A 23,057-nucleotide genomic window follows, 5' to 3' on the forward strand; every position below is an offset into this window, starting at 1 on the left:
TTGACGGCGCCGGCGATGTCGAACGCTTCCGGACCGCCGGTGACAGCGCGGGCGACAGGGCGGACGCCGTCATCGGCTGCGCGTCACTGAGCGGCGAGATCGCTGTGCACATGGATCAAGCCCATGTTTCTCTCCCTCGCGGTGGCGGTCGGTCAAATCTCATGCGTGCAGTGGCGCTAGCTTTTGAAGACGTCTGCAGCTTTCCAGGAGCCGGGGCTTTGCGCCTCGATGGCGGCAAAGGCGTCGCGGATTGTGTCCATGCCGGTCTCTTCGGCCCAGAACATCGGGCCACCCAGATGCTTGGGGAAGCCGTAGCCTTCGGTCCAGACGATATCGATGGCGGTGTCGCTGGTGGCGATGCCTTCGTCGAGGATCAGATGGGCCTCGTTGACGATGGCGGCCATGATCCGCATGACGATCTCGTCGGTGGTGAATGTCTGCTGCGTGATGCCGCGTTCGACGCGCCAGGCGACAACCATGGCCTCGACCTCCGGATCGCGGGTGCCGGCCATTTCGGTGTGATCGTACCAGCCCTTTCTTGCCGCACTTCCGCGGCCCTGGCGGCCGAGCTCGCAGAGCTTGTCGGCGATATCGACATAGCGGCCGGGCCAGGTGCCCGCTGCCAATTGGCGCTTGCGGTTGGCCCAGCTGATCTGCAATCCGGTCAGATCCTGCAATTCATAGGGCCCCAGCGGCATGCCGAGGCCGTGCATGGCTTCGTCGACAGCGTAGGGCGACGCGCCATCGGCCACCATGTAATCGGCCTGGCGGCGATAGGCGGAGAGAATGCGGTTGCCGATGAAGCCGTCGCAGACACCGGTTTCGACCGGGATCTTGCCGAGACCACGGGCGAAGGCGAAGGCGGTGGCCATGGTCTGGTCAGACGTGGCCGCGGTGCCGACGACTTCGACCAGCTTCATGATGTTGGCAGGCGAGAAGAAATGCAGGCCGAGAAATCGGCCCGGGCCGGGCATGCCGTCGCTGATCAGATTGGGATCGAGGTACGACGTATTGGTGGCGATCAATGCCTCTTCGGACATGACCTCGGCGAGCTTTGTGAACACGGCGCGTTTGACGTCCGGATCCTCGAACACGGCTTCGATGGCGATGTCGGCATCCGCGGCGGCGGTGTAATCGGCACCGGCGGAGAAGGCCGCGCGGCGAGCCTCTGCCTTGTCGTCACTGATGCGGCCGGAGGCCAGATCCCTGGCGATGATGGCCTCGACGCGGGCCTGGCCGGCTTCGGCACTCTCTGTGTCGCGTTCGAGCAAGGTGACGCGGTGGCCGGCGGCCAGACTGGCGGCGGCAATGCCAGCGCCCATCAGGCCGCCGCCGACGATGGCGACATGATTGACTGGTGCAGGCTCGATGGCTTTCAGGCGGGCCGGCCTTGTGACCGAGCGGCTGGCGAAAAACAGCCGCCTGAGCGCCCGCGACTGGGCGCTGTCGCGCAGGTCAAGATGAGTTTGGCGCTCGATCCTGCTGCCTTCCGCAAAGGGCAGGGTGGCAGCGAGTGCGGTGGTTTCGAGCGCGATCATCGGGGCGTTTGAGCCCTTGGCCGATTTGGTGATTTCCGCCTTCAGTGCGGTGAGGTCCGCATCGTCGACCGGGCGGGTCGAGGTGTTGGCGGGCCGGGCGGGCAGGGCATCGCGGAACGACGCAATCGCTGCCATCGGGTCGCCGTCGAAAACCAGATCCAGTCCGCCGAACTCTTCAAACGTTCTGGCGCTGACGGGCTTGCCGTTGGCCGCCATGCGCGCGGCGCGTTCCAGCCCGATGACGCGGGGCAGGCGCTGGGTGCCGCCGGCGCCGGGGATCAGGCCGAGATTGACCTCCGGCAGGCCGAAGCGTGTCTTCTCATCGGCGATGCGCCAGGCACAGGCCAGCGCCAGTTCCAGTCCGCCACCCAGAACGGTGCCGTGCATGACGGCGATGAAGGGGGTCGTGCTGGCCTCGATGGCATCGAGCACGTCGGGCAGATGCGGCAGCGGCGGCGGCCCGGCAAATTCCGAGATGTCGCCGCCGGCGACAAATGTGCGCCCGCTGCAGACGAGAGCTGCAGTGGTGCAGCCGGCCTCGTTGACCCTGTGCAGCGCGTCCATCAGGCCCTTGCGCACGTGCACCGAAAGCGCGTTGACCGGCGGATTGTTGATCGTGACGAGCGCATGGCTGCCGGTGATAACCACATTGACGACCGGGGCGTCCGGACCGGATTCCGGGGTGGCGGTGGCTATGGTCACGATGGCAGCTCCTGCGATAATCCTGGGGAAATTTGGGGTGAAATACCCGTGGATTATTAATTGACCAACCGGTCGGCCTATGCAACCCTTATTTTTCTGGAGGAGCCTGCCTATGCGTGAAGCGGTCTTGCATTCCTGGAGCGGCGGCGTGCTGGAAATCACGCTGAACCGGCCGGCCCGACTGAACGCCTTCAACGACGACATGCATGCAGCGATGGCTGCCTGTCTGGACATGGCGCGGGATGATGCGCGCTGCCGGGCGGTGCTGCTGACCGGGGCGGGGCGCGGCTTTTACGCCGGCCAGGATCTAACGGCGCGCGATCCGGCTAAGATGTCCGGTCCCCCCGATCTCGGCGAGACGTTGACCCGGCTTTACAATCCGATGATCCGGCGCATCCGGGCGCTGGAAAAACCGGTTGTCTGTGCGGTCAATGGTGTGGCAGCCGGCGCCGGGGCCAATCTGGCACTGGCCTGCGATATCGTGCTGGCGGCGCGCAGCGCGACCTTCATCCAGTCCTTTGCACGGATCGGCCTCGTTCCCGATGCCGGCGGCAGCTGGATGCTGCCGCGACTGATCGGCGAAGCGCGGGCCAAGGCGATTGCCATGACCGCCGATCCGGTGTCGGCGCAAACGGCGGCCGACTGGGGCATGATCTGGCGGGCTGTCGAGGATGCCGAGTTGATGACCGAGGCGAAAGCGCTGGCCGCGCGTCTGGCCGCAGGGCCGACCTTCGGGCTGGGGCAGATGAAAAGCCTGATTCAGGCTGCCGCGGGTCAGGAACTCGATGCGCATCTTGACCTTGAAGCCGAGAGCCAGCGCAAGGCCGGGTTTTCCGCCGACTTTGCAGAAGGCGTCAGCGCTTTCCTTGAAAAACGCGAGCCGAAGTTCGGGGGCGCGCGATGACGGGACATTGCGATCAGGAGCGGGGCATGCGGCAGGACGGCGCGGCCATTGCCGCATTTCGCCGGTTGTCGCACATGGTTTTGGGTTGCCAGCTCAAGAATGTTGTCGGCATCAGCGCCCGCACAAACGTAACCGGGCCCGGCAAGGTGGCGCGGTCCGAAGGCAAGGTCAAACGCGTGGTAGACCACCGGCTCCGGAGCTGAGCGCGTGGCCCGGACCATTGCCAAGGACCATGAGGCCAAGCGAGACGCGATCTTGCGGACCGCTGCGGCGTTCTTTGCCGAGCAGGGCTTCGACCGGGCCTCGATGGGCCGGCTGGCGCAAGCATGCGGCGTCTCCAAGGCGTTGATCTACCATTATTACCCGTCCAAGGACGCGCTGCTGTTCGACATTCTGGATTCGCACCTGAGCGCACTCGTGGATGTGGTCGAAGCGGTTGCGGCAGAGCCACGATCTCCGCCGATGCGGCTGCGGGCGCTGATCCGGACGATCCTCATCGCCTATCGCGACTCCGACGCCGAACACAAGGTGCAACTCGATGCGCTGGCGTCGCTGCCACCGGACAATCAGATGCATCTGCATGCGCTGCAACACAGGCTGGTGTGTTGCCTTTCTGAGAGCGTGCAAGCGCTGGAGCCGGAGCGGTTTTCAACCCGGCCGGACCTGGTTTCGCCGGTGGCGATGTCGGTGCTCGGCATGCTCAACTGGTATTTTCTCTGGCACAAGCCCGGCAGTCTGGTTGACCGTGATGCCTATGCCGATATCGTCGCGGACCTGGTGATCGGCGGCTTGCCGGCGGTGTGTGCGAGGCCGGCAGGCTGACAGAACTCAGGCCGGGTGTGGGGATCGGAAACCCGGGCTCAGTTTTCGGTGACTTTCCGCGCGTTCCGGCGGAACAGATACCAGCCGATCCACAAGACCGCGTAGAGTGCAAGCGCCGCGTAGATGGCCGGTTGCGGGCTTTGAGGTGAACTGATCGAACCCGCATAGGATGCGATCGTGACATAGGGCAGCGTGCTCAGGCTGAAATAGCCGATATACTGCGCGAAAGGCATGTTTGTGGCGCCCGCCATGCAGGCCGTAACCTCGGGGACAATCGGGGCAGCGCGGGACAGGACAATCATGGCGGGGCCATTGCGGCGGAAGGTGCGCGCCATGTCCAGCCGGTCGTCCTTGTTGCGCACCAGAAACGAAACCGCACGGTCGCCCCAGATCCGGCTGATGCCATAGCCTGAAAATGCGGCCAGCGACATGCCGGCGAATGCGGTGATGGCACCGGCCGGAAAGCCCAGGAAGAAACCGCCCAGTATCGTGATCGTCAGTGTCGGGACGGCGACAAACAAATCCAGAAACAGCAGCAATACCACGGTTCCTGCGAGCCAGAGCGGATCGACACGTCCGGCCAGTTCAAGCCAGTGCCTGACGTTTTCGACCGTCAGGAGGCCGAAGAGACGACCCAGAATGAAGGTTAGGGCGAAGGCTGTCCCCAGAAACAGCATCACTTTGATCAGTGGTTTCATGGGTTTACCCTGCCTTCATGATGGTTTGCGCAAGGCGGGGGGCGATGCGCAGGATCAGCCGCAGCAGCTTCACCTTGCCGACATCGATGGTGTCGCCGGGCTCCTGCATCCCGCCAATGATCTCAGCAGAAGCTTGCCCGGCGGATATTTTCGCCGCGCCCCTGCCTTTTGTCATGGCCGTGTCAAGCAAGGGCAGGAACACCTGCTTGACCTCGATGTTGGTGCTTTCAAGCTGATAGGCCAGCGATTTGGACAGAAGGTTCAGCGCGCCCTTGGTGGCGCAGTAAACCGCCGAACTGGTCTTTGGCACCAGGCCCAGGCCGGAGTTGATGTTGACTATCATCGACGGATTGGGTTGCAGCAGGTTGGGCAGCAACAGGTAGATGAGACTGCACACCGAGGTGAAATTGATATCGATCTCCCGCTTTATGGTTTCATAGCGAAAGTCTTCGGCGAGAAAGTGCGGGGTGTATTGCACGGCCGCGTTGTTGATCAGGACGTCAATTTTCTTGCCGCTGCGAACCAGGAGATCAGCCGCTGTCTCGACCGATTGCAGATCGGCCAGATCCGCCTCATAGACATGAACGCCGTCGAACGAACGGCGCAGATTGTCCAGACCGGTGGACGCGCGGGCAATGACCGAGATTTCGTTTTCATTGTGAAGCTGTTTCAACAGCTCCAGCCCGAGCCCTGATGCGCCGCCGGTTAGGACGATGTGTTTGCCGACAATGGTCATGAATAATTCCCGTCTCGTCTGGTTCAGGTTCAATATTCGTGCAAACTAGGCAGCCATCTCGGTCGTGGAATTAACCCAAGTCAAAACCTATGGAATTAGGCGCGTTTATTGCAGAAAACGGCACCTCGCTTTCAAGAGAACCGGGGCAGCATGTGTTCCGGCAGGGGGATCGGAATTCGTCGCTGTACTTCCTCAAATCCGGATTGTTGAAGGCCTATTACCTGTCGGCGGACGGCAAGGAACACATCAAATCCTTTATCCTGCCGGGCAACCACATCGGCAGCCTGATGGCGAGCCACGCCGAGAAATCCTGCAGCTTCAGTCTTGTTTGCCTCAGGCAATGCAATCTGACGATGCTGCCGTTCAGCAGATTGTATCAGGCAGCCCGGAGCGACCCCGCCATCTCGGCCGCCGTGGTGGACTTGCTGCTGAGTTTTGCGATGAAAAAGGAAGCCCGCGAGTATGAACTGCTGTGTCTATCGGCTGCGGACCGCTACAGGAGGCTTGTCGAAAATACGCCTGATCTGCTCAAGCTCGTGACGCAGAACGAGATCGCCCGTTATCTCGGGGTTACGCCTGTGGGGCTGAGCCGGATCAAGAAACGCCTGGCCGGTTGACCCAGCGGCCGGCGGTTATGGCGACATGGGGGCTGAACTCAGTCTTGACGCCGGGTGACCGGCCAGGTGCCGGGCGATGGCTGCGGGACAGCTCAAACGTCATGTGAGGGGGCGGTCTGCGGGTGTTACAGGCCAGACAGATGCCGTCGCCACGCGATTGTCACCCGTGACACTGGCGAACGCGGTGTCGTCCACCCATTCGGGGTTGTTTCCCCGCTGCAGCCATTGTCGGGCACCGGCAAAGCCGGCAAACCGGCACGTCTCTCAGGCTTGACGGCTCTGACGTGGAATGAATACGCAACCATATAGTTGCCTATTGGGTGGTTTCGTGACATAAATCGCGCACGCAAAGGAGGGTTTGCACATGACAGATAGCATAGAGCGCACTGTGGTCCTGGACGCACCCGTCGAGCGGGTGTGGACAGCGCTGACCGATGCACAGGAATTTGGAACCTGGTTCCGCCTCAAACTCGATGGTCCGTTTGAAGCCGGAAAGGTCACAACCGGTGAAGTGACCTATCCCGGTGCTGAGGGGCTGCGGTTCTGGGCGCGGGTCAAAGATGTCGAGGAGCCGAGACTTTTCAGCTTTGTCTGGCCCTACCACGAAACCGTCAGTCCGGATGACCCGGACATCGCCAGCAAGGTGACGCTGGTGGAGTTCACGCTGGAAGCCAGTGGAGAGGGAACCCGGCTGACGGTGCGCGAAAGCGGCTTCGACAAGCTGCCGGAAAGCCGGCGCCTGCAGGCGTTTCGCGAGAACCAGCATGGCTGGAAGATCCAGATGGGAAACATCAAATCCCATGTGGAATAGTGCTTCGCCACCCGTCGTCACCGTTGATCTCGCCACAACATTTGCAGCGCTGGGCGACCCACGGCGGCTGGCGCTTGTCGAACGATTGTACAATGGCGATGCGCTGTCTGTGTCGGTGCTGTGCGAGGGCGTTGACGTTTCACGTCAGGCGGTCAGCAAGCATCTGAAAACGCTGACTGATGCGAACCTTGTCTCGTCACGCAAATCCGGCCGGGAAACGCTTTACAGTCTGGAGCGGGAAAAACTGCAGGAGGCGAACGCGTTCCTGGCGCTTGTTGGCGAGAAATGGGGCGATGCGTTCGAGCGGCTGAAGCTGCATCTGGCCGATGCAGATGCAAGCAGCGATCCTGCGCCCGCCATTGCCGAAGCAAGCAGCACCACTGCCGAGACCTCGAAGCAGACCAGGGAGGATTGAAAATGCCTGTGAAATTTATGGGCGGCAAGAACATCGCCATGAAGGTTCCGCCACACCAGTATGATGCAACCGTGAGGTTCTACCGCGACATTCTCGGGCTGGAACCGGTCGGCGGCCCAGGTGGTGACGCGGTCGGCTTCAAGTTCGGACCGAACAACCTCTGGATCGACAAGGTGGCCGCGATGAGCCAGGCCGAATTGTGGCTTGAAATCATCACCGACGACACCGCCGCTGCCGCAACACAGCTTGCGGACGCGAATGTTGTCAGATGTGACGAGATCGAGGCGCTGGGCAAGGAATTCGATGGATACTGGATCACCAGCCCTGCCTCGATCATTCATCTGGTGGACGCCCGCAAAGGCTCCTGGGACTGATTTCCATGCGTGCTGCACCGGCTGCCGGCCTGTGCGTTCCGGATTTGCTGCTGCGGAGAAAAAACGACCGGATTTTGCCAATCACTGCTTGTCATCGGCTGAAAAACTGACAGTTATGGTGGTCCGGTCCGTGCGGAAACCCTGGATATTCCGATTGCCTGGTTGGATGTGCGGACGACAAGCGGAAAAAGTATCATCGCGGTGCAGCAAGCCCCGCCAAGTCATTTTTCGGAACGTGGAGGAAAACCTGATGAGCAGCATCAATCGAAGAAGCCTTGTGACCCTTCTGGCGGCAACGGCCATGGGTCTGTCGCTGGCGCCCGCCAAGGCAGACGAATTTGTCAACATCCTGACCGGCGGCACCTCCGGGGTCTATTACCCGCTCGGCGTCGGCCTGTCGAAGATCTATGCCGAGAAGATCGACGGCGTGCGCACCCAGGTGCAGTCGACCAAGGCTTCGGTGGAAAATCTCAACCTGCTGCAGCAGGGCAAGGGTGAACTGGCGCTGGCGCTGGGCGATTCGGTCAAGCTGGCCTGGGAAGGCGACGCGGAAGCAGGTTTCAAGGCTCCGCTCGACAAGCTCCGCGGCATTGCGGCCGTCTACCCCAACTACATCCAGATCGTGGCGTCAAAGGAATCGGGCATCACCAACTTTGCCGACCTGAAGGGCAAGAGCCTGTCGGTGGGGGCAGCCAAGTCGGGTACCGAACTCAACGCGCGCAAGATTTTCGACGCTGCCGGCATGACCTATGACGACCTGTCCAAGACAGAGTACCTGCCGTTTTCGGAATCGGTCGAGCTGATCAAGAACCGCCAGCTTGACGCGACGCTCCAGTCGGCTGGCCTCGGCGTGTCCTCGATCAAGGACCTGTCGACCTCGATCGACGTGCAAATGGTGGCCGTGCCTGAAGATGTTGTGACAGCGCTTGGCGCGCCCTACATCGCCGCGACCATTCCGGCCGGCACCTATAATGGCCAGGACAGCGATGTCGGTACCGTGGCCGTGGTCAACTTCCTGGTGACGCATTCCGATGTCAGTGATGATCTGGCCTACGAGATGACAAAGCAGTTGTTCGAAAACCTTCCCGATCTCGAAGCCGCGCACAATGCCGCCGCCCAGATCAAGCTGGAAAACGCCATGAACGGCATGCCGCTGCCGCTGCATCCGGGCGCTGAACGCTACTACAAGGAAAAGGGCATGATGTAAGACCGGACCAAAAGTTCGGACGAACAAGACTTGACCGTGGCGGTTCCTTGCAAGGGCACCGCCACGGAAAGCCCGTGTTTTGGGGGAGAACATCGCATGCTTCATGACCAGACGCCGCATCAGGTTCCGGAGGGCAATGCTGATCTGGGATTGCACGATCCGCTGGCAAAGAGCTTTCCGGCGAGCCGGGAAGGGCGGCTGCTGTTCTGGATCGCGGTGGTGTTTTCGGTTTTCCAGATCGCCACGGCAGCCCATATTGTCGATTTTGCCAGCCAGATCGTGCGGGCCATTCATGTCGGCTTTCTGATGCTTCTGACGTTTCCGCTGGTTGCGCTGGCGCGCAATTCCGGTCCGGCGGTCCGCACCGCCGCCTGGATCGCGGCCGGGCTCGGCGTCGTCGTCGCGGTCTATCAATGGTATGAATACACCGAACTGCTGTTGCGCGCCGGCGATCCGCTGCAGCGTGATATCGTGCTCGGCGTGATCGCACTCGCGACAGTGTTTGCCGCCGCTTGGGTGATCATGGGCCCGGCGCTGCCGATCATTTCCGGCGCGTTTCTGGCCTACTGCCTGTTCGGCGAGTATCTGCCGGCGCCGTTTGATCATCGCGGGTATGATTTTGCCCAGGTCATCGATCACATGGCTTACGGCACCGAAGGGATCTACGGGATTCCGATCTATGTCTCGTCGAGCTTCATCTTCCTGTTCATCCTGTTCGGCTCATTTCTGGAAAAGGCCGGCATGATCCAGCTGTTCACCGATGTGTCGCTCGGGCTTGTCGGCCACAAGCGCGGCGGTGCGGCCAAGGTGTCGGTGATTTCGTCGGGGCTGATGGGCACAATCTCCGGGTCGGGCGTCGCCAATGTGGTGACCACCGGACAGTTCACCATCCCGCTGATGAAGAAATTCGGCTACCGCTCGGCCTTTGCCGGAGGGGTGGAATCAACGTCGTCAATGGGCGGGCAACTGATGCCGCCGGTAATGGGGGCGGTGGCCTTCATCATGGCCGAGACACTGGGTGTCGAATATTACGAAGTGGTGCAGGCGGCGATCATTCCGGCCGTGCTCTATTTTGCCTCAGCCTTCTGGATGGTGCATCTGGAAGCGGGCAAACACAATCTCGTCGGCCTGCCGGTGGACGAACTGCCGTCACCGATGAAGGCGCTGAAGCAACAATGGTTCCTGGTGCTGCCGCTGCTGATGCTGATCTATCTGCTGTTTTCGGGCTACACGCCGTTGTTTGCCGGAACCGTCGGGCTGGCGCTCACCGTGCTGCTGATCCTCGGCGGATCGGTTGCCCTGGGGCTGCCGGCAGGCGCCATCAGGACGATCTTCTGGATCGGGCTGGGGCTGGTGGCGGCAGCGTTCCTGCAATTCGGCATCATGGTGGTCATGGCTGCGGTGCTGCTGCTGATCGGCTGGAACGCGCTGTCCAAGGGCGGGCGCGAAACGCTTGCCATCTGCCGGGATTCGCTTGCGGACGGAGCCAAGACGGCGCTGCCGGTTGGGGTGGCCTGTGCCGTCGTCGGCATCATCATCGGCACCATGACTTTGACCGGAGCTGCCAACACCTTCGGCCAGTTCATTGTGGCGGTCGGCCAGGACAGCCTGTTCCTGTCGCTGGTGCTGACGATGATCACCTGCATCGTGCTGGGCATGGGGATTCCGACGATCCCCAACTACATCATCACCTCGTCGATTGCCGGGCCGGCGCTGTTGGAACTTGGTGTGCCGCTGATCGTCAGCCACATGTTCGTGTTCTATTTCGGCATTCTGGCTGATCTGACGCCGCCGGTGGCGCTGGCCTGCTTCGCCGCAGCCCCGATCGCCAAGGAGAACGGGCTGAAGATCTCGATGGAGGCGATCAAGGTGGCCGCCGCAGGCTTCGTGATCCCGTTCATGGCGGTCTACACGCCGGCGCTGATGCTGCAGGATGGCGGGCCGCTGGCAGCCCAGATCGGCTACGTGCCTGCAGTCATCTATGTGGTGGTCAAGACCACACTGGCGATCGGGCTGTGGGGCGCTGCGGTGATCGGCTTCCTTGGCGGACCACTCGGCTGGCTGCTCAGGGCACTGGCGATGGTGGCGGCTTTCACCCTGATTGCCTCCCTGCCGCTGACCGACGAGATCGGCTTTGCGCTGGCGGCCGCCTTCGCCTTGCTGGCCTATCGGCGGATGCGCTCTCGCGAAGTGCTGGCCTAGATGGGGCTTGCGCTGTGTGTCGCAGCCGCCGGCAAGACGATGGTGATTGCCACCGGGATCTTCAGCCTGTCCTGGACCCATTCGGTGGAAAAGACCGAGTGGCGTGAGGATTGGCGGGTGAGACCAGAGGGGCTGGAACTGACCCAGGCGCGGGTCAAGGGGTCGGGCGCGGGCATGGATCCGGGCGAGGGCGCGCAGCTTGTGGATGGCTGGTGGCTGTGGACCCCCAAGGTTCCGCTGGTGCCCGAACTGGTGCTGGCCGCTTCCGGCGCCACGGTGTCGGCCTGGGACCTGTGCCATCCGGGTGGCTGCACAAGTCTGGGCGCCGATGCGGGCGGTCCGGTGCGGATCAAACCGTGCGTGCCCTGACGGCTGATGGCATCTTGTCCGGCGCTCGGGGTGTTGAGGGCAGAGGCTCGCGGATTTGCTTGAGCGCCTGACAAAAAATCGAGCGTTGCAACAGAAGCCCTGGCACGGATGCGGTATATGATCTCATCGCGACGATAAGACGGTACCTGGGGCAGATTGTCCGTTACCGTGCAGGTGTGGAGCCGCCATAGCGGGTTTGCGGGGTCTGGTTGCTTAGACGGGGGAAGACATCATGGGCAGGTTTTCATTTCCGATGCCTCCGGGGCGGGCCGAGGCGCTGGGCGAAATCCATGCGCGCCCGTTTGCGCTGGTGGGAAAGTCCCGGGTGATTTTTCAGCTGGCGTTTCTGACCGAGGGCGGATCGGTGGTCGATCATGCGGTGCTGGCGGGGCTGGCACGAGCGCGTGGGGTTGCCGTTCCGGGTCGCGACACGGCGCATTTTTCCATGCCCTGGGGGCAGGGCACGCTGCGCTGGGAGCGCCACACCGAGTTCTCGACCTACTTCTGGGATGCGCCGGCTCCGCCACATTTTGGCGATGGTGTCGACACGCATCCGTTCGGCGATCAGTTCTCGCCGCCGGGCTCGCTGATTTCAGGCATACGGCTTGAAGTGCGCGGAGATTCACCGGAGACACAGGCAGCGCTGGAAAGTTTCGATCCGACCAGCCTGTGCCTGAGCGAGATCAAGGGCGGACAGGCGGTGATCGCCACGGATTTTCGCCAGGACGGCGACGGGCTGACCCGTATTCTGGTGATCGACAAGGGCATGACCGATGCCGGTCGCGGCGCCGTGGTGCAGCGGCTGCTTGACATCGAAACCTACCGGACGCTGGCCGCACTGGGGTTGTCGCTGGCGCGGTCATTGTCGCCGGAAATGCGCCGGATCGAGGACAGCCTGACCCGGATCACCCAGGAAATGAAAACCGGCGCCCGCGAAAACGCCAACAGCCTGCTTGCCGACATCACGGTTCTGGCGGCGGAACTTGAAGCCGGCGCGGCTCTGAGCCTCTACCGGTTTGGCGCCAGCCGGGCCTATTCCAGCATCGTCTCCGAGCGGATCGCCTCGCTGGCCGAAGTCGCCCAGCCGGGCTACGAGACCATCGGCGCGTTTTTGGAGAAGCGGCTGGCCCCGGCCATGCGGACCTGCCAGTCGATCGAGGAACGTCAGGCCAACCTGTCGCGCAAGCTGTCGCGCGCAACAGCACTTCTGCGCAGCTGGATTGATGTCGAGCTTGCGCGGCAGAACAGCGCCGTGTTGAGTTCGATGAACCGGAGAGTCAAGCTGCAATTGCGCATGCAGCAGACGGTTGAAGGGCTTTCGGTGGCGGCGATTTCCTACTACATCGTCGGGTTGTTCGGCTATCTGGCCAAACCGCTGGATGGTCTTGGCCTGCCGATCAAATCCGGGCTGGCGTCGGCGTTGTTCGTGCCCGTTGCCATCGGGTTTACCTGGATGGTGGTCCGCTCGATCCGCAAGAAACATGACGAGGATGACGAAACCGGCGAATAGGCTCAGGACCGAGCGCCGATTTGCCTAAATGAACCCATTCGCCAAAAGCAGCGATCCGCCACCGGAGCCAGACAATGCAGACATTTCCAGAGCTGTCCAAACGGCATATTGATCCTACGGTCTTTCCTCCTGGCGTTGCTTTCATGGACGGTCAGTATCTGCCCATTTCCGAAGCGAAAATCTCCGTGCTGGACAACGGCTTCCTCCACTCGGATGCGACCTATGACGTGGCGCACGCATGGAAAGGCGCATTTTTCAGGCTTGATGACCATCTTGACCGCTTTTTCGCAGGCCTTGAGAAACTGCACATGGCCATCCCCTACAGTCCCGCGCAGGTGGCCGAAATCCTGCACAACTGCGTGGCCTTGTCGGGACTGCAAAACGCCTATGTCGAGTTCATCTGCACGCGCGGAACGTCGCCGACGTTCAGCCGCGACCCACGCGATGCGGTCAATCGTTTCATTGCATTTGCGATTCCCTTCGGATCTGTCGCCAATCCCGAACAGATGGAGCGGGGTTTGCACGCAGCCATCACCGACATTGTCCGGATTTCACCGCTTTCCGTCGATCCGACCGTCAAGAACTATCACTGGCTGGATCTGGTGAGAGGGCTTTATACGGCCTATGATCGCGGCGCGGAGACGGCCATTCTTCTCGATGCCAATGGAAACATTGCCGAGGGACCGGGCTTTAATGTTTTTGCCGTCAAGGATGGCGGAATTTCCACGCCTGACTTTGGGGTCTTGATGGGAATAACCCGTCAATCTGTTCTTGAAATATGCGATGCCCTGGGGATCAGATGCCAGACACGTGCCGTGTCATCGGACGAACTCCGAACCGCTGACGAGGTTTTCATCACCTCAACCGCAGGCGGTGTCATGCCCATTACCAGGATTGACCACAGGCCGGTTGGCTCAGGATTGGTGGGGCCGGTTACTGGGCAGATAACCGAAAATTACTGGCGCATGCATGAGCAGGACCAAAGCCGGACCGCCATCGTTTATCCTGTGGATGCAAGATAAAAAGGCATGCCCGGGGGGCGGGCGCACTTTCCAGACCGGTCTTTTCCGCCCAGCGGTCTGTCGGTGCGGCCTGATCAACGTCAATGGCTCCGCCATCAGCCCGGAAGGGCTGCACCCGGGTCCGCCCTGGGGAGGCAGTTTGTCCGCCCGCACCCTCGCGTGTGCGCGTCTCGATATGCGCCAGAGATGGTGAGGCGACAGCGGCCCCAAAAAAACCCCTTGTCTCTAATTGAACGATCGTTCATTACTTGCTGCAGAACAAGAATCCACTGGATCCAGGGAGGGGGCGGTTGGACTTGCATGTCAATCAGGCCGATGCGATCACGGCCGATAGCGAAGATCTGCGCGGGCATTATGCTCTGATCGGGGCCGGGCCGATGGGGCTGGCAATGGCCAAGACGCTGATCGAGCAGGGTATCGCCTTCACCGGCTTCGAGCTCAACTCCGATGTCGGAGGATTGTGGGATATCGACGGGCCGAAATCGACCATGTACGAGACCGCACACCTGATCTCGTCGAAGACGATGACCGAGTTTGCCGATTTTCCGATGGACAGCCATGTGGCAGACTATCCGTCGCATCATGAGCTGAGAAAATACTTCAGGAAATTTGCCGACCATTACAAACTTCGAGACCATTTCCGTTTCGGTACTGAAGTGCTCTCGGCCACGCCGCTGGGCAAGTCGGGCGAGGGCTGGCGCGTCACCTGGCGCGAAGCAGACGGCACGCAGCGACAGGCCGAGTTCGCCGGGCTGCTGATTGCCAACGGCACTTTGTCAGAGCCAAACATGCCTGCGTTCAAGGGCACGTTCTCGGGTGAGTTGATGCATTCGAGCGCCTATCGCGATCCGAGGATTTTTGCCGGCAAGCGGGTGCTGATCATCGGTGCGGGCAATTCCGGCTGCGACATTGCCGTGGATGCGATCCACCACGGCAAGAGCTGCGACATCTCGATGCGGCGCGGCTATTATTTCGTGCCGAAATATGTCTTTGGACGGCCCGCCGACACGATGGGCGGGGCGATCAAGCTGCCAATGTGGCTCAAGCGCCGCATAGACGGCATGATCCTGAAATGGTTCACCGGCGATCCGGCCAAATACGGCTTTCCCAAGCCCGATTACGCGCTGTACGAATCGCATCCAATCGTCAATTCGCTGATCCTGTTTCATGCCGGACATGGCGACATCACGGTCAGGCCGGATGTGGCGCGGTTCGATGGCGACACCGTGCACTTCAAGAACGGAGATCAGGCAGACTATGATCTGATCCTGGCGGCCACCGGCTATCGTCTGCATTACCCGTTCATCGACAAGGCACTGCTCAACTGGCAGGGCGATGCACCGCATCTGTTCCTCAATTGCCTGCACCCCGAACGTGACGATCTGTTCGTGCTCGGGATGGTCGAGGCCTCGGGACTGGGCTGGCAAGGCCGGCACGAGCAAGCCGAAATGGTGGCGCGCTACATTGCCGGCTTGAAGCAAGGCATGATGGCGGCCAAGGCGCTGCAACAGGAAAAGGCTGCCGGTTTCAAGCGGGCCACAGGCGGGATGAACTATATCGACCTGCCACGCATGGCCTATTACGTTGACAAGGCCACCTACCGGACTGCCGTTACCAGCTGGATTGCAGCTTTGGGGGGGCGCAAGCAATGATCGATATCGACGCGGTACGGCTGAATTTCAGCCCGGAAAGCCTGATGCTGCTCAATGCCATTCTGGCAATCGTGATGTTTTCGATCGCGCTCGACCTGCGCAGCTCGGATTTCCGCGCCTTGCTGACCGCGCCCAAAGCACTGCTCACCGGCATGGTCTCGCAGTTTCTGGTTCTGCCGGCGGTGACCTATCTGATGCTGGTTGCAACCAATCCGCGCCCCTCGATCGCACTGGGGCTGATCCTGGTGGCGGCCTGTCCCGGCGGCAACATCTCCAACTTCATCACCCACCGCGCAGGCGGCAATGCGGCGCTGTCGGTGTCGATGACCGGGGTCGCCACACTGGGTGCGATTCTGCTCACTCCGGTCAATGTGGCGTTCTGGGGAAACCTCTACGCGCCGACGCGGGCGCTGCTGCGGCAGACAGAGCTGGATCCTGTGTCCATCGCCATCACCGTCTTCTTCATGCTGATCTTGCCGCTGGTGCTCGGCATCCTGGTCAACAGCTACCGGCCAGCCTGGGCGATCCGGATCCGCAAGCCGATGCAGGCGCTGTCGATGGCGATCTTCATCGGCTTTATCGTGCTGGCGCTGGCCGCGAACTGGAGCTTTTTCCTCAGCCATGTCACTGCGGTTGCCGGGTTGGTGGTGCTGCACAACGGGCTGGCGCTGTCGGGCGGCTATCTGATGGCAACGGTGATGCGGCTTTCCGACTTTGACCGCCGCGCCATCACCATCGAAACCGGCATCCAGAACTCCGGCCTTGGCCTGGTGCTGATCTTCGCCTTCTTCGGCGGGCTTGGCGGCATGGCGGTGGCTGCGGCATTCTGGGGAATCTGGCACGCCATATCGGGCCTTGCGATCGCCGGCGTCTGGTCGCGCAGCGAGGCCAGGCGATGAGCCGGGTTCTGGTCACCGGTGCGGCCGGCGCCGTCGGTCAGGTCCTGCTCGAAGAATTGGCCGGGACCGGCACCCAGACACTGGCAACAGACGTGCGGGCGCCTGAGATCGTGCCGCCGGGCATTGGCTTTGAAACGCTTGATGTGCGCGGCGGTGATGCGGCACGCGTGATCGGCGCGTTCAGGCCCGAGGTGATCGTGCATCTGGCGTCGATCGTTTCGCCGGCGCGCGGCATGGGCCGCGACTTTGCCTATGACGTCGACGTCAAAGGCACACACAATGTGCTCGACGCAGCCTTACGATATGGCGTGCGGCGGCTGGTGGTGACCTCGTCGGGGGCGGCTTACGGCTATCACGCCGACAATCCGGTGCCGTTGCGGGAAAGCGATCCGGTGCGCGGTAACCCGGAATTTGCCTATTCCGATCACAAGCGCCGGGTCGAAGAGATGCTGGCCGAGGCGCGGACCAGCCATGCCGCGCTTGAACAGGTGGTGCTGCGGGTCGGCACGGTGCTGGGGGCGGGACTGGAAAACCAGATCACCGACCTGTTTCACCGGCCGCGGCTGATTGCGGTTCGCGGCACGGACAGTCCCTTCGTCTTTGTCTGGACCCGCGATCTGGCACGGATTCTGCTGCGTGCGGCGGGCGACGGTCCGGCGGGCATTTTCAATGTCTGCGGCGACGGGTTGATGACGGTTGACGATCTGGCTGGGGCGCTTGGAAAGCCGGTGATGGCGCTGCCGGCCTGGCTGCTCAAGGCCGCTCTTGGCATCGCGCGGCCGCTTGGCCTGTCTCGCTACGGGCCGGAGCAGGTCCGGTTTCTGCAATACCGGCCGGTGCTCGACAATACGGCGCTGAAAACCGGCTTCGGCTATACGCCTGAACTCAGCAGTGCGCAGACCTTCGCACTGTGGCGGAAGGCGGCGGGGCTATGACGCGCGTCGCGGTGATTACCGGCGGCGCCGGCGGTCTCGGGCAGGCGTTCACGCGGCTTCTGCTCAAGCAAGGCTGGCAGGTGGTGCTGGTTGACCTGCCAACGGCGCTGGAGGCGGTGCCGCAGGACCGCGCGAATGTGGAGACGCTCGGCTGCGATCTGACCGATGAGGCGGCGGTTGCTGCTGCGTGCGAGGACATTTCAGAGCGCCACCCGGCGCTGGATCTGGTGATTCACAATGCCGGTGTGACCCAGATCGGTCTGTTCGACGAAACCACGCTGGCCTCGCAGCGGCGGGTTATGGAGATCAACTATTTCGGCTCGGTGCGGATGGCTGCGGGGCTGCTCAAGGCCGTGCGGGCGGGGAGGGGCACACATCTTGCTGTGGCTTCGGTTGCGGGGTTTGCGCCACTTTACAAACGCACCGCCTATGCAGCGAGCAAACATGCGCTGACCGGTTTTTTCGCGTCACTGGCGACGGAAGAAGCCCAGCATGGCGTCAGCGTTGTCATCGCAGCACCATCCTTCGTTGCCACCAATCCGGGGCGGCTTGAAGCCGGCACAGATGGTATCGGCAGGCCCGGGGCTGCGGTGGACGGCTTCGATGAGATGACCCCGGACCGCGCCGCCGAGATCATTCTCAAAGGCTGGCGTCGCGGCCAAGGTTTCATCCCGGTGGGGCGGGTGGCTTCGCTGGTCTGGCGCATCAACCGGCTGTCACCCCGGCTTTACCGGTGGCTGATGATGCGGAAAATCCGACCATAGGCAGCCGCCGCACAACGGCGTTGCCGCTGTTTGCGTTTTCCGCTCCGTCCGTACAGCGCCGCGGGTTGTTTTCAGACCAGACTCAATCAATCGTTTGATTGAGTCTGGGGATCTGTTATGATCAAAGGCTAATGCATCAGACGGAGCCCTGCCGTGACATCACGATCAACAGACCTTTCCGCCACCAGCAAGCCCGGTGACCAGACCCGCACGGCACTGCTGATGGCCGGCATCAAACTGTTTGGCACCAAGGGGTTTGAGGCAACCTCAACCCGTGAGATCGCCGCTGCAGCGCAAGCCAACATCGCCTCCATCGCCTATCATTTCGGTGGCAAGGAGGGGCTGAGGGTCGCCTGCGCCGAGATGATTGGCAGCCGTATCCAGAGTGTTGTCGGTCCGGCGCTGAGTGCGCTTGATCCGAAAGGTGACCCGGCTCAGGCGCAGGCTGCCTTCGAACGGGTCATCATGGGGATTGCCGATTTCATGCTGGGGCAGATCGAGGCCCGCGACATTGCCAGCTTCATGGTGCGGGAAATGGGTTCGGCGGGGGCAGTGTTCGACAAGGTTTATGCCGATTTCATCGAGCCGGTGCATTCCAGCCTTTGCGATCTTCTCGGGCTGGCCACCGGCCAGGACCCGGAGAGTGACCTGATCCGGATTGGCACCTTCAGCATTGCGGGTCAGGTCGTTTATTTTCGCATCGGGCACGTGATCGTTGCCAGGCGGATGGATTGGAAGGAGGTCGGGCCGAATGAGGTGGAGGCGATCAAGGCCGTGCTCCTGGGGAATATTCGCGCGTTTGTTGCCACTCACAGGAAGGAACAGTCATGAGCTCGCTGGTTTGCGCGATACCGCTGATTTCGGCGCTGTTTTCAGCATGCCTGGGCGCGGGTCCGCTGGCGGTGGGCTATGTCGAGGGTGAGTATGTGCTGGTGGCGCCGATCGAGACGGCCCAGATCGTCGAGATCAGTGTCCGGCGCGGCGACCAGATCACCGCCGGACAGGCGCTTGGCCGGCTGGAGCGGCGTGACGCCGAGATCGCCGTCGCCCAGGCCGAAGCCGGACTGGCCCTGGCCGAGAGCCAGCTTGCCAATCTGCAACAGGGCAGACGGCCCGAAGAGATTGCCAGCATCACCGCAGCGCTCAGATCCGCTCAAGCCCAGGCTGCAGAGGCCGAACGGGTCAGACAGCGGCAGGCGGATTTGTTGAAACAAGGAATATCAACCCAGGCCAGCTATGATTCCGCGTCCACCGCGTTGGAACTGGCTCAGGCAAAGGTGTCGGAACTCGAGGCCAATCTGGCCGTGGCCCGGTTGCCGGCGCGCGCCAACGAGATCAAGGCAGCACAGGCAGCCGTCGATCAGGCCGAGGCGGTCCTCGAATCCACCGCCTGGCGGTTGTCCAAACGGACATTGTCGGTGCCGCTGCCGGGGGTGGTGTCCGACATCATCCGCAACGCCGGCGAGGTGGCCGGGCCGCAGGCGCCGGTGTTGTCGGTGCTGCCCGATGGTGCGCGCAAGCTCAGGGTCTACGTGCCTGAACCGGCGCTGTCGACCATCCAGGTGGGCACTTCGCTGCTGGTGCATTGCGATGGTTGCGGCGAGGGGATGCGGGCGACGGTGAGCTATATCTCGTCCGATCCGGAGTTCACCCCGCCGGTGATCTACTCGCTCGAGAACAGGCAGAAGCTGGTGTATCTCGTCGAAGCGCGGCCGGACGACGACGCCCGGGCGCTGGTGCCGGGGCAGATTGTCGATGTCGATCTCGAAAGCGGGCAATGATGAACGTGATCGAGGTCAGCGGACTGGTCAAGCGGTTCGGCGACAAGACCGTTGTCGACCATGTGTCGATGCAGGTGGCGGAAGGCGAAATCTCCGGCTTTCTCGGGCCCAACGGGTCAGGCAAGACCACCACGATAAGGGTGATGTGCGGGTTGCTGACACCGGACGAGGGTGAAGGCCGGGTGCTGGGCCATGACATTCGCACCGAGGGGCGGTTGATCAAGCGCAATGTCGGCTACATGACGCAGAAGTTCTCGTTTTACGAGGATCTGTCGATTGAGGAAAATCTGACGTTTGTCGCGCGGCTTTATGATCTTGATCCGGTGTCGTCGGTTGTGCGCGACACCTTGGAGGATCTCGGCTTGTCGTCGCGCAAGAATCAGATGGCGGGCACGCTGTCGGGCGGCTGGAAGCAGCGGCTGGCCCTTGCTGCCTGCATCATGCACAAGCCGAAGCTGTTGTTGCTGGACGAGCCGACCGCCGGGGTTGACCCGAAGGCGCGGCGCGAATTCTGGGACGAGATCCACATGCGTGCCAGCGCCGGCCTGACCGTGCTGGTCTCGACCCATTACATGGACGAGGCCGAGCGCTGCCACCGCATCCACTACATTTCCTATGGCAAGCTTCTGGCCAGCGGTACGGTGAGCGAGGTGATCCGCGATGCGGCGTTGACCACGTTCATTCTTGAAGGCGGGCGCCTCACCGAGGCGGCGCGCATGCTTGAGCGCATGGACGGTGTCGATCAGGTGGCGCCGTTCGGTCTGACGCTGCATGTCGTCGGCACCAACATGGAGAGGCTGCAGGCTGCCGTATCGCAAGCGGCCGGACAAACCGGGGCCAGCTTCCGGCAGGATAAAACCAGTCTGGAGGATGTGTTCATCCAGTTCATGGGCAAGTCGACGGACAATATGGCATGAGCGCGCTGTTTTCCTTGAGGCGGTTGTGGGCGATCATTGCCAAGGAGAGCATCCAGATGCGGCGCGACCGCATCACCTTTGCGATGATGCTGGGGGTGCCGCTGATGCAGCTGGTGCTGTTCGGCTTTGCCATCAACAATGACCCGAAAGGGCTGCCGGCGGCGCTGGTCACCACCAGTCAGGATCCTTACACCCGCGCCATGGTCTCGGCGATGGAGAACACCGGCTATTACCGGTTCGACCATGTGGTGGCGAGTGCCGCCGAGGCCGAGCGGCTGATTCGTTCGGGCACGGTGTCGTTTGTCGTTACCGTGCCATCGGATTTTGCCCGGCGGGTGCAGCGCGGCGACCATCCGCAGATTCTGATCGAGGCCGATGCCACCGATCCTTCGGTGGCATCGGGGGCGATTTCAACGCTTGGCACGGTGGCGGCGCAGGCGCTGTTGCGCGCCCAGTCGGCCGAAGCACTGGCGGCCCGGCAATCGACAGCCGCGCTCGAAGTGGTGGTGCACAGGCTCTACAATCCCGAAGGCATCACGCAGTACAACATCGTGCCGGGGCTGCTTGGCGTGATCCTGCAACTGACCATGGTGATGATGACCTCGATGGCGCTGACCAGAGAGGTCGAGCGCGGGACAATGGAGAACCTGCTGGCCATGCCGGCAAGCCCGATCGAGATCATGCTGGGCAAGGTGCTGCCCTACCTTGCGGTGGGCGCTGTCCAGGTGGTGGTGGTGCTGACGGCTGCGAAGTTTCTCTTCGATGTGCCGTTCGTCGGCTCCTTGACGCTGCTGCTGATCAGCATCCTGATCTTTGTTCTGGCGCTGGTGCTGCTCGGCTACGCGTTTTCGACTCTGGCGCGAACCCAGATGCAGGCGATGCAGCTGACCTTCTTCTTTTTTCTGCCGTCTCTGTTGCTGTCAGGTTTCATGTTTCCCTACCGCGGCATGCCGGCCTGGGCGCAAACGCTGGGCGAAATCTTTCCCCTCACCCATTTTCTCAGAATCATCCGCGCGGTGATGCTCAAGGGCGCCGACCTTCAGGGCGTGGCCATGCCGCTCGCGGCCCTGGTGGGCTTTGTAGCGGTGTTCATGGTTCTGGCACTGGCGCGGTTTCGCCGCACCCTGGACTAAGGCTGATCGTCTTTCATTCGAAAATCTGTGGTTTGGCGGATTCGAAACCAAGAACTGCGCCGGAATTCCAGCCGTCTGACTCGCGCCAGCTCCGTTTCAAGTGCGTTTTGTTCCAGGGCGCAAGGGTCGACACCGGCTGATTTGAGGCCAGAAGGCATTTTTCAGCATCTGATTGGTGAACGATGTGGACACACTTCTGTGCACAGTCACGGGTGCGCCAGATTCCAGTGCCTATCGGTTGAATCGATTATCTAATTGAAATTGCACAATAAAAGCTAGCGCTAAGAATGCTCGACGACAATTTCAAGAATAAGTTTCAGCACGGGTTCTCACAAAAGTGTGGTTGGCAATTTCGATCCGGCGCACCCATCTGTTGGTTATCGGAGCACGGCGATACGGACTTTCCAACTGCGAGCCTTCTGTGAAGCGCTTTTGAGAAAATCCGAGGAACCGTTCACTCCAAGACCAGCGCATGACATTGCCGCATCGCAAAAACGATACGGAATTGAAATCGAAACGAAATCAAACGAAGACGGAGAAAACCCATGAACAAGATCCTTATCGCCCTCGGCCTCACCCTCGCAGCCTCCACCGGCGCCTTTGCCAATTCAACCGCACTCGACGCCTACACCGCGCCGGCTGCACAGGGAGCAATCGCGCCTGCTGTCGGAACCTCCAACGATCTGGTCAGCTATGACCGTGCCGGCAATGACGGCTCGCCGAGCTTTGAGGCACCGCAGGGCGGCGTTGACTACACCCCGACCGCTTCGATCGGCGCTGTGGCCACGGATGGTGTCATCTATGACCGCGCCGGCAATGATGGCTCGCCGCGCTTCCAGTAAGCCGCTGAGCTGGCGGGTGGATCGACTGGTCCACCCGCACTGATCCGCAGACTCGTCAACTCACGCTGTCCTCCCAAGACACGATCCCGACTTTAAAGGAATACCACCATGAACAAGATCCTTCTCGCCCTCGGCCTTACCCTTGCAGCCTCCACCGGCGCCTTTGCCAATTCAACCGCACTCGACGCCTACACCGCGCCGGCTGCA

24 protein-coding genes are annotated in these 23,057 nt (G+C 61.7%); 21 read left to right on the top strand and 3 right to left on the bottom strand.

Annotated features, from left to right (window positions below; genetic code table 11):
• Positions 1-176: 176 nt before the first annotated feature.
• Positions 177-2,240, bottom strand: a complete 2,064-nt coding sequence (locus PZ897_RS06535; protein ID WP_275750969.1) for an FAD-dependent oxidoreductase — start codon at positions 2,238-2,240, stop codon at positions 177-179.
• Between the two features lie 112 nt (positions 2,241-2,352).
• On the opposite strand from PZ897_RS06535, the gene paaG reads away from it, so the two are divergent.
• The 3 genes from paaG to PZ897_RS06550 are packed head-to-tail and all read left to right on the top strand — an operon-like array spanning position 2,353 to position 3,966.
• Positions 2,353-3,144: a 2-(1,2-epoxy-1,2-dihydrophenyl)acetyl-CoA isomerase PaaG gene (gene paaG / locus PZ897_RS06540; RefSeq protein WP_275750971.1), complete on the top strand. Its 792-nt coding sequence runs from the start codon at positions 2,353-2,355 to the stop codon at positions 3,142-3,144.
• 26 nt (positions 3,145-3,170) lie between these two features.
• The gene (locus PZ897_RS06545; protein WP_275750973.1) at positions 3,171-3,347 is read left to right on the top strand and encodes a hypothetical protein; all 177 of its coding nucleotides are present in this window, start codon (positions 3,171-3,173) and stop codon (positions 3,345-3,347) included.
• Between the two features lie 4 nt (positions 3,348-3,351).
• Positions 3,352-3,966 (top strand): TetR/AcrR family transcriptional regulator, encoded by a 615-nt coding sequence (locus PZ897_RS06550; RefSeq protein ID WP_275750975.1) that lies wholly within the window; start codon positions 3,352-3,354, stop codon positions 3,964-3,966.
• Positions 3,967-4,004: 38 nt separating this feature from the next.
• Here the strand turns inward: PZ897_RS06550 and PZ897_RS06555 are convergent, their stop codons facing one another.
• Both PZ897_RS06555 and PZ897_RS06560 read right to left on the bottom strand, forming a co-directional pair.
• A complete protein-coding gene (locus PZ897_RS06555; RefSeq protein ID WP_275750977.1) occupies positions 4,005-4,664 on the bottom strand; it encodes a VTT domain-containing protein in 660 nt (219 codons plus the stop codon).
• Between the two features lie 4 nt (positions 4,665-4,668).
• Positions 4,669-5,400, bottom strand: a complete 732-nt coding sequence (locus tag PZ897_RS06560; protein WP_275750979.1) for an SDR family NAD(P)-dependent oxidoreductase — start codon at positions 5,398-5,400, stop codon at positions 4,669-4,671.
• 89 nt (positions 5,401-5,489) lie between these two features.
• On the opposite strand from PZ897_RS06560, the gene PZ897_RS06565 reads away from it, so the two are divergent.
• The 18 genes from PZ897_RS06565 to PZ897_RS06650 all read left to right on the top strand — a co-directional run bounded on the left by PZ897_RS06565 (position 5,490) and on the right by PZ897_RS06650 (position 22,850).
• Positions 5,490-6,017: a Crp/Fnr family transcriptional regulator gene (locus PZ897_RS06565; protein WP_275750981.1), complete on the top strand. Its 528-nt coding sequence runs from the start codon at positions 5,490-5,492 to the stop codon at positions 6,015-6,017.
• A 364-nt stretch (positions 6,018-6,381) separates the two neighbouring features.
• Complete coding sequence (locus tag PZ897_RS06570) at positions 6,382-6,828, top strand: SRPBCC family protein (protein ID WP_275750982.1); 447 nt, start codon at positions 6,382-6,384, stop codon at positions 6,826-6,828.
• On the top strand, positions 6,818-7,243 hold the full coding sequence (locus PZ897_RS06575) for a metalloregulator ArsR/SmtB family transcription factor (protein WP_275750984.1): 426 nt from the start codon (positions 6,818-6,820) through the stop codon (positions 7,241-7,243). Before PZ897_RS06570 ends, PZ897_RS06575 begins: the two co-directional genes overlap by 11 nt.
• Before the next feature lie 2 nt (positions 7,244-7,245).
• The gene (locus PZ897_RS06580) at positions 7,246-7,617 is read left to right on the top strand and encodes a VOC family protein (RefSeq protein ID WP_275750987.1); all 372 of its coding nucleotides are present in this window, start codon (positions 7,246-7,248) and stop codon (positions 7,615-7,617) included.
• A 250-nt stretch (positions 7,618-7,867) separates the two neighbouring features.
• Positions 7,868-8,824 carry a TAXI family TRAP transporter solute-binding subunit gene (locus PZ897_RS06585; protein ID WP_275750989.1) on the top strand — a complete coding sequence of 319 codons (957 nt, stop codon included), beginning with the start codon at positions 7,868-7,870 and terminating at the stop codon, positions 8,822-8,824.
• 96 nt (positions 8,825-8,920) lie between these two features.
• Positions 8,921-11,026, top strand: a complete 2,106-nt coding sequence (locus PZ897_RS06590) for a TRAP transporter permease (RefSeq protein ID WP_275750991.1) — start codon at positions 8,921-8,923, stop codon at positions 11,024-11,026.
• Positions 11,027-11,395 (top strand): DUF1850 domain-containing protein, encoded by a 369-nt coding sequence (locus PZ897_RS06595; RefSeq protein WP_275750993.1) that lies wholly within the window; start codon positions 11,027-11,029, stop codon positions 11,393-11,395. It abuts the gene before it with no gap.
• Positions 11,396-11,627: 232 nt separating this feature from the next.
• Positions 11,628-12,905 (top strand): DUF3422 family protein, encoded by a 1,278-nt coding sequence (locus PZ897_RS06600; RefSeq protein ID WP_275750995.1) that lies wholly within the window; start codon positions 11,628-11,630, stop codon positions 12,903-12,905.
• Positions 12,906-12,979: 74 nt separating this feature from the next.
• Positions 12,980-13,927, top strand: a complete 948-nt coding sequence (locus PZ897_RS06605) for an aminotransferase class IV (protein ID WP_275750997.1) — start codon at positions 12,980-12,982, stop codon at positions 13,925-13,927.
• Positions 13,928-14,217: 290 nt separating this feature from the next.
• Positions 14,218-15,579 (top strand): NAD(P)-binding domain-containing protein, encoded by a 1,362-nt coding sequence (locus PZ897_RS06610; RefSeq protein WP_275750999.1) that lies wholly within the window; start codon positions 14,218-14,220, stop codon positions 15,577-15,579.
• Positions 15,576-16,478: a bile acid:sodium symporter family protein gene (locus PZ897_RS06615; protein WP_275751001.1), complete on the top strand. Its 903-nt coding sequence runs from the start codon at positions 15,576-15,578 to the stop codon at positions 16,476-16,478. The genes PZ897_RS06610 and PZ897_RS06615 overlap by 4 nt, the downstream gene beginning before the upstream one ends.
• A complete protein-coding gene (locus tag PZ897_RS06620; protein ID WP_275751003.1) occupies positions 16,475-17,413 on the top strand; it encodes an SDR family oxidoreductase in 939 nt (312 codons plus the stop codon). Before PZ897_RS06615 ends, PZ897_RS06620 begins: the two co-directional genes overlap by 4 nt.
• Positions 17,410-18,177, top strand: a complete 768-nt coding sequence (locus PZ897_RS06625) for an SDR family NAD(P)-dependent oxidoreductase (RefSeq protein ID WP_275751005.1) — start codon at positions 17,410-17,412, stop codon at positions 18,175-18,177. The genes PZ897_RS06620 and PZ897_RS06625 overlap by 4 nt, the downstream gene beginning before the upstream one ends.
• A 153-nt stretch (positions 18,178-18,330) precedes the next feature.
• Entirely contained in the window at positions 18,331-19,008 is a 678-nt protein-coding gene (locus PZ897_RS06630) for a CerR family C-terminal domain-containing protein (protein WP_275751007.1), read from the top strand.
• Positions 19,005-19,958 (top strand): HlyD family efflux transporter periplasmic adaptor subunit, encoded by a 954-nt coding sequence (locus PZ897_RS06635; RefSeq protein ID WP_275751009.1) that lies wholly within the window; start codon positions 19,005-19,007, stop codon positions 19,956-19,958. The genes PZ897_RS06630 and PZ897_RS06635 overlap by 4 nt, the downstream gene beginning before the upstream one ends.
• A complete protein-coding gene (locus PZ897_RS06640) occupies positions 19,955-20,875 on the top strand; it encodes an ABC transporter ATP-binding protein (RefSeq protein WP_275751011.1) in 921 nt (306 codons plus the stop codon). The genes PZ897_RS06635 and PZ897_RS06640 overlap by 4 nt, the downstream gene beginning before the upstream one ends.
• Positions 20,872-22,008 (top strand): ABC transporter permease, encoded by a 1,137-nt coding sequence (locus PZ897_RS06645; RefSeq protein WP_275751014.1) that lies wholly within the window; start codon positions 20,872-20,874, stop codon positions 22,006-22,008. Before PZ897_RS06640 ends, PZ897_RS06645 begins: the two co-directional genes overlap by 4 nt.
• Before the next feature lie 545 nt (positions 22,009-22,553).
• The gene (locus tag PZ897_RS06650) at positions 22,554-22,850 is read left to right on the top strand and encodes a hypothetical protein (RefSeq protein ID WP_275751016.1); all 297 of its coding nucleotides are present in this window, start codon (positions 22,554-22,556) and stop codon (positions 22,848-22,850) included.
• Positions 22,851-23,057 lie beyond the last annotated feature (207 nt).

Source organism: Hoeflea sp. YIM 152468 (assembly GCF_029210485.1).
Classification (GTDB): domain Bacteria; phylum Pseudomonadota; class Alphaproteobacteria; order Rhizobiales; family Rhizobiaceae; genus Hoeflea.

What these genes read in the sequence shown, in the direction of transcription:
- PZ897_RS06590 (WP_275750991.1), top strand. Translation starts at nt 8,921, where the DNA reads ATGCTTCATGACCAGACGCCGCATCAGGTTCCGGAGGGCAATGCTGAT.
- PZ897_RS06600 (WP_275750995.1), top strand. Translation starts at nt 11,628, where the DNA reads ATGGGCAGGTTTTCATTTCCGATGCCTCCGGGGCGGGCCGAGGCGCTG.
- PZ897_RS06620 (WP_275751003.1), top strand. Translation starts at nt 16,475, where the DNA reads ATGAGCCGGGTTCTGGTCACCGGTGCGGCCGGCGCCGTCGGTCAGGTC.
- PZ897_RS06570 (WP_275750982.1), top strand. Translation starts at nt 6,382, where the DNA reads ATGACAGATAGCATAGAGCGCACTGTGGTCCTGGACGCACCCGTCGAG.
- PZ897_RS06615 (WP_275751001.1), top strand. Translation starts at nt 15,576, where the DNA reads ATGATCGATATCGACGCGGTACGGCTGAATTTCAGCCCGGAAAGCCTG.
- PZ897_RS06640 (WP_275751011.1), top strand. Translation starts at nt 19,955, where the DNA reads ATGATGAACGTGATCGAGGTCAGCGGACTGGTCAAGCGGTTCGGCGAC.
- PZ897_RS06545 (WP_275750973.1), top strand. Translation starts at nt 3,171, where the DNA reads ATGCGGCAGGACGGCGCGGCCATTGCCGCATTTCGCCGGTTGTCGCAC.
- PZ897_RS06605 (WP_275750997.1), top strand. Translation starts at nt 12,980, where the DNA reads ATGCAGACATTTCCAGAGCTGTCCAAACGGCATATTGATCCTACGGTC.
- PZ897_RS06565 (WP_275750981.1), top strand. Translation starts at nt 5,490, where the DNA reads ATGGAATTAGGCGCGTTTATTGCAGAAAACGGCACCTCGCTTTCAAGA.
- PZ897_RS06645 (WP_275751014.1), top strand. Translation starts at nt 20,872, where the DNA reads ATGAGCGCGCTGTTTTCCTTGAGGCGGTTGTGGGCGATCATTGCCAAG.
- PZ897_RS06650 (WP_275751016.1), top strand. Translation starts at nt 22,554, where the DNA reads ATGAACAAGATCCTTATCGCCCTCGGCCTCACCCTCGCAGCCTCCACC.
- PZ897_RS06635 (WP_275751009.1), top strand. Translation starts at nt 19,005, where the DNA reads ATGAGCTCGCTGGTTTGCGCGATACCGCTGATTTCGGCGCTGTTTTCA.
- PZ897_RS06625 (WP_275751005.1), top strand. Translation starts at nt 17,410, where the DNA reads ATGACGCGCGTCGCGGTGATTACCGGCGGCGCCGGCGGTCTCGGGCAG.
- paaG (WP_275750971.1), top strand. Translation starts at nt 2,353, where the DNA reads ATGCGTGAAGCGGTCTTGCATTCCTGGAGCGGCGGCGTGCTGGAAATC.
- PZ897_RS06560 (WP_275750979.1), bottom strand. Translation starts at nt 5,400, where the DNA reads ATGACCATTGTCGGCAAACACATCGTCCTAACCGGCGGCGCATCAGGG.
- PZ897_RS06595 (WP_275750993.1), top strand. Translation starts at nt 11,027, where the DNA reads ATGGGGCTTGCGCTGTGTGTCGCAGCCGCCGGCAAGACGATGGTGATT.
- PZ897_RS06555 (WP_275750977.1), bottom strand. Translation starts at nt 4,664, where the DNA reads ATGAAACCACTGATCAAAGTGATGCTGTTTCTGGGGACAGCCTTCGCC.
- PZ897_RS06575 (WP_275750984.1), top strand. Translation starts at nt 6,818, where the DNA reads ATGTGGAATAGTGCTTCGCCACCCGTCGTCACCGTTGATCTCGCCACA.
- PZ897_RS06585 (WP_275750989.1), top strand. Translation starts at nt 7,868, where the DNA reads ATGAGCAGCATCAATCGAAGAAGCCTTGTGACCCTTCTGGCGGCAACG.
- PZ897_RS06580 (WP_275750987.1), top strand. Translation starts at nt 7,246, where the DNA reads ATGCCTGTGAAATTTATGGGCGGCAAGAACATCGCCATGAAGGTTCCG.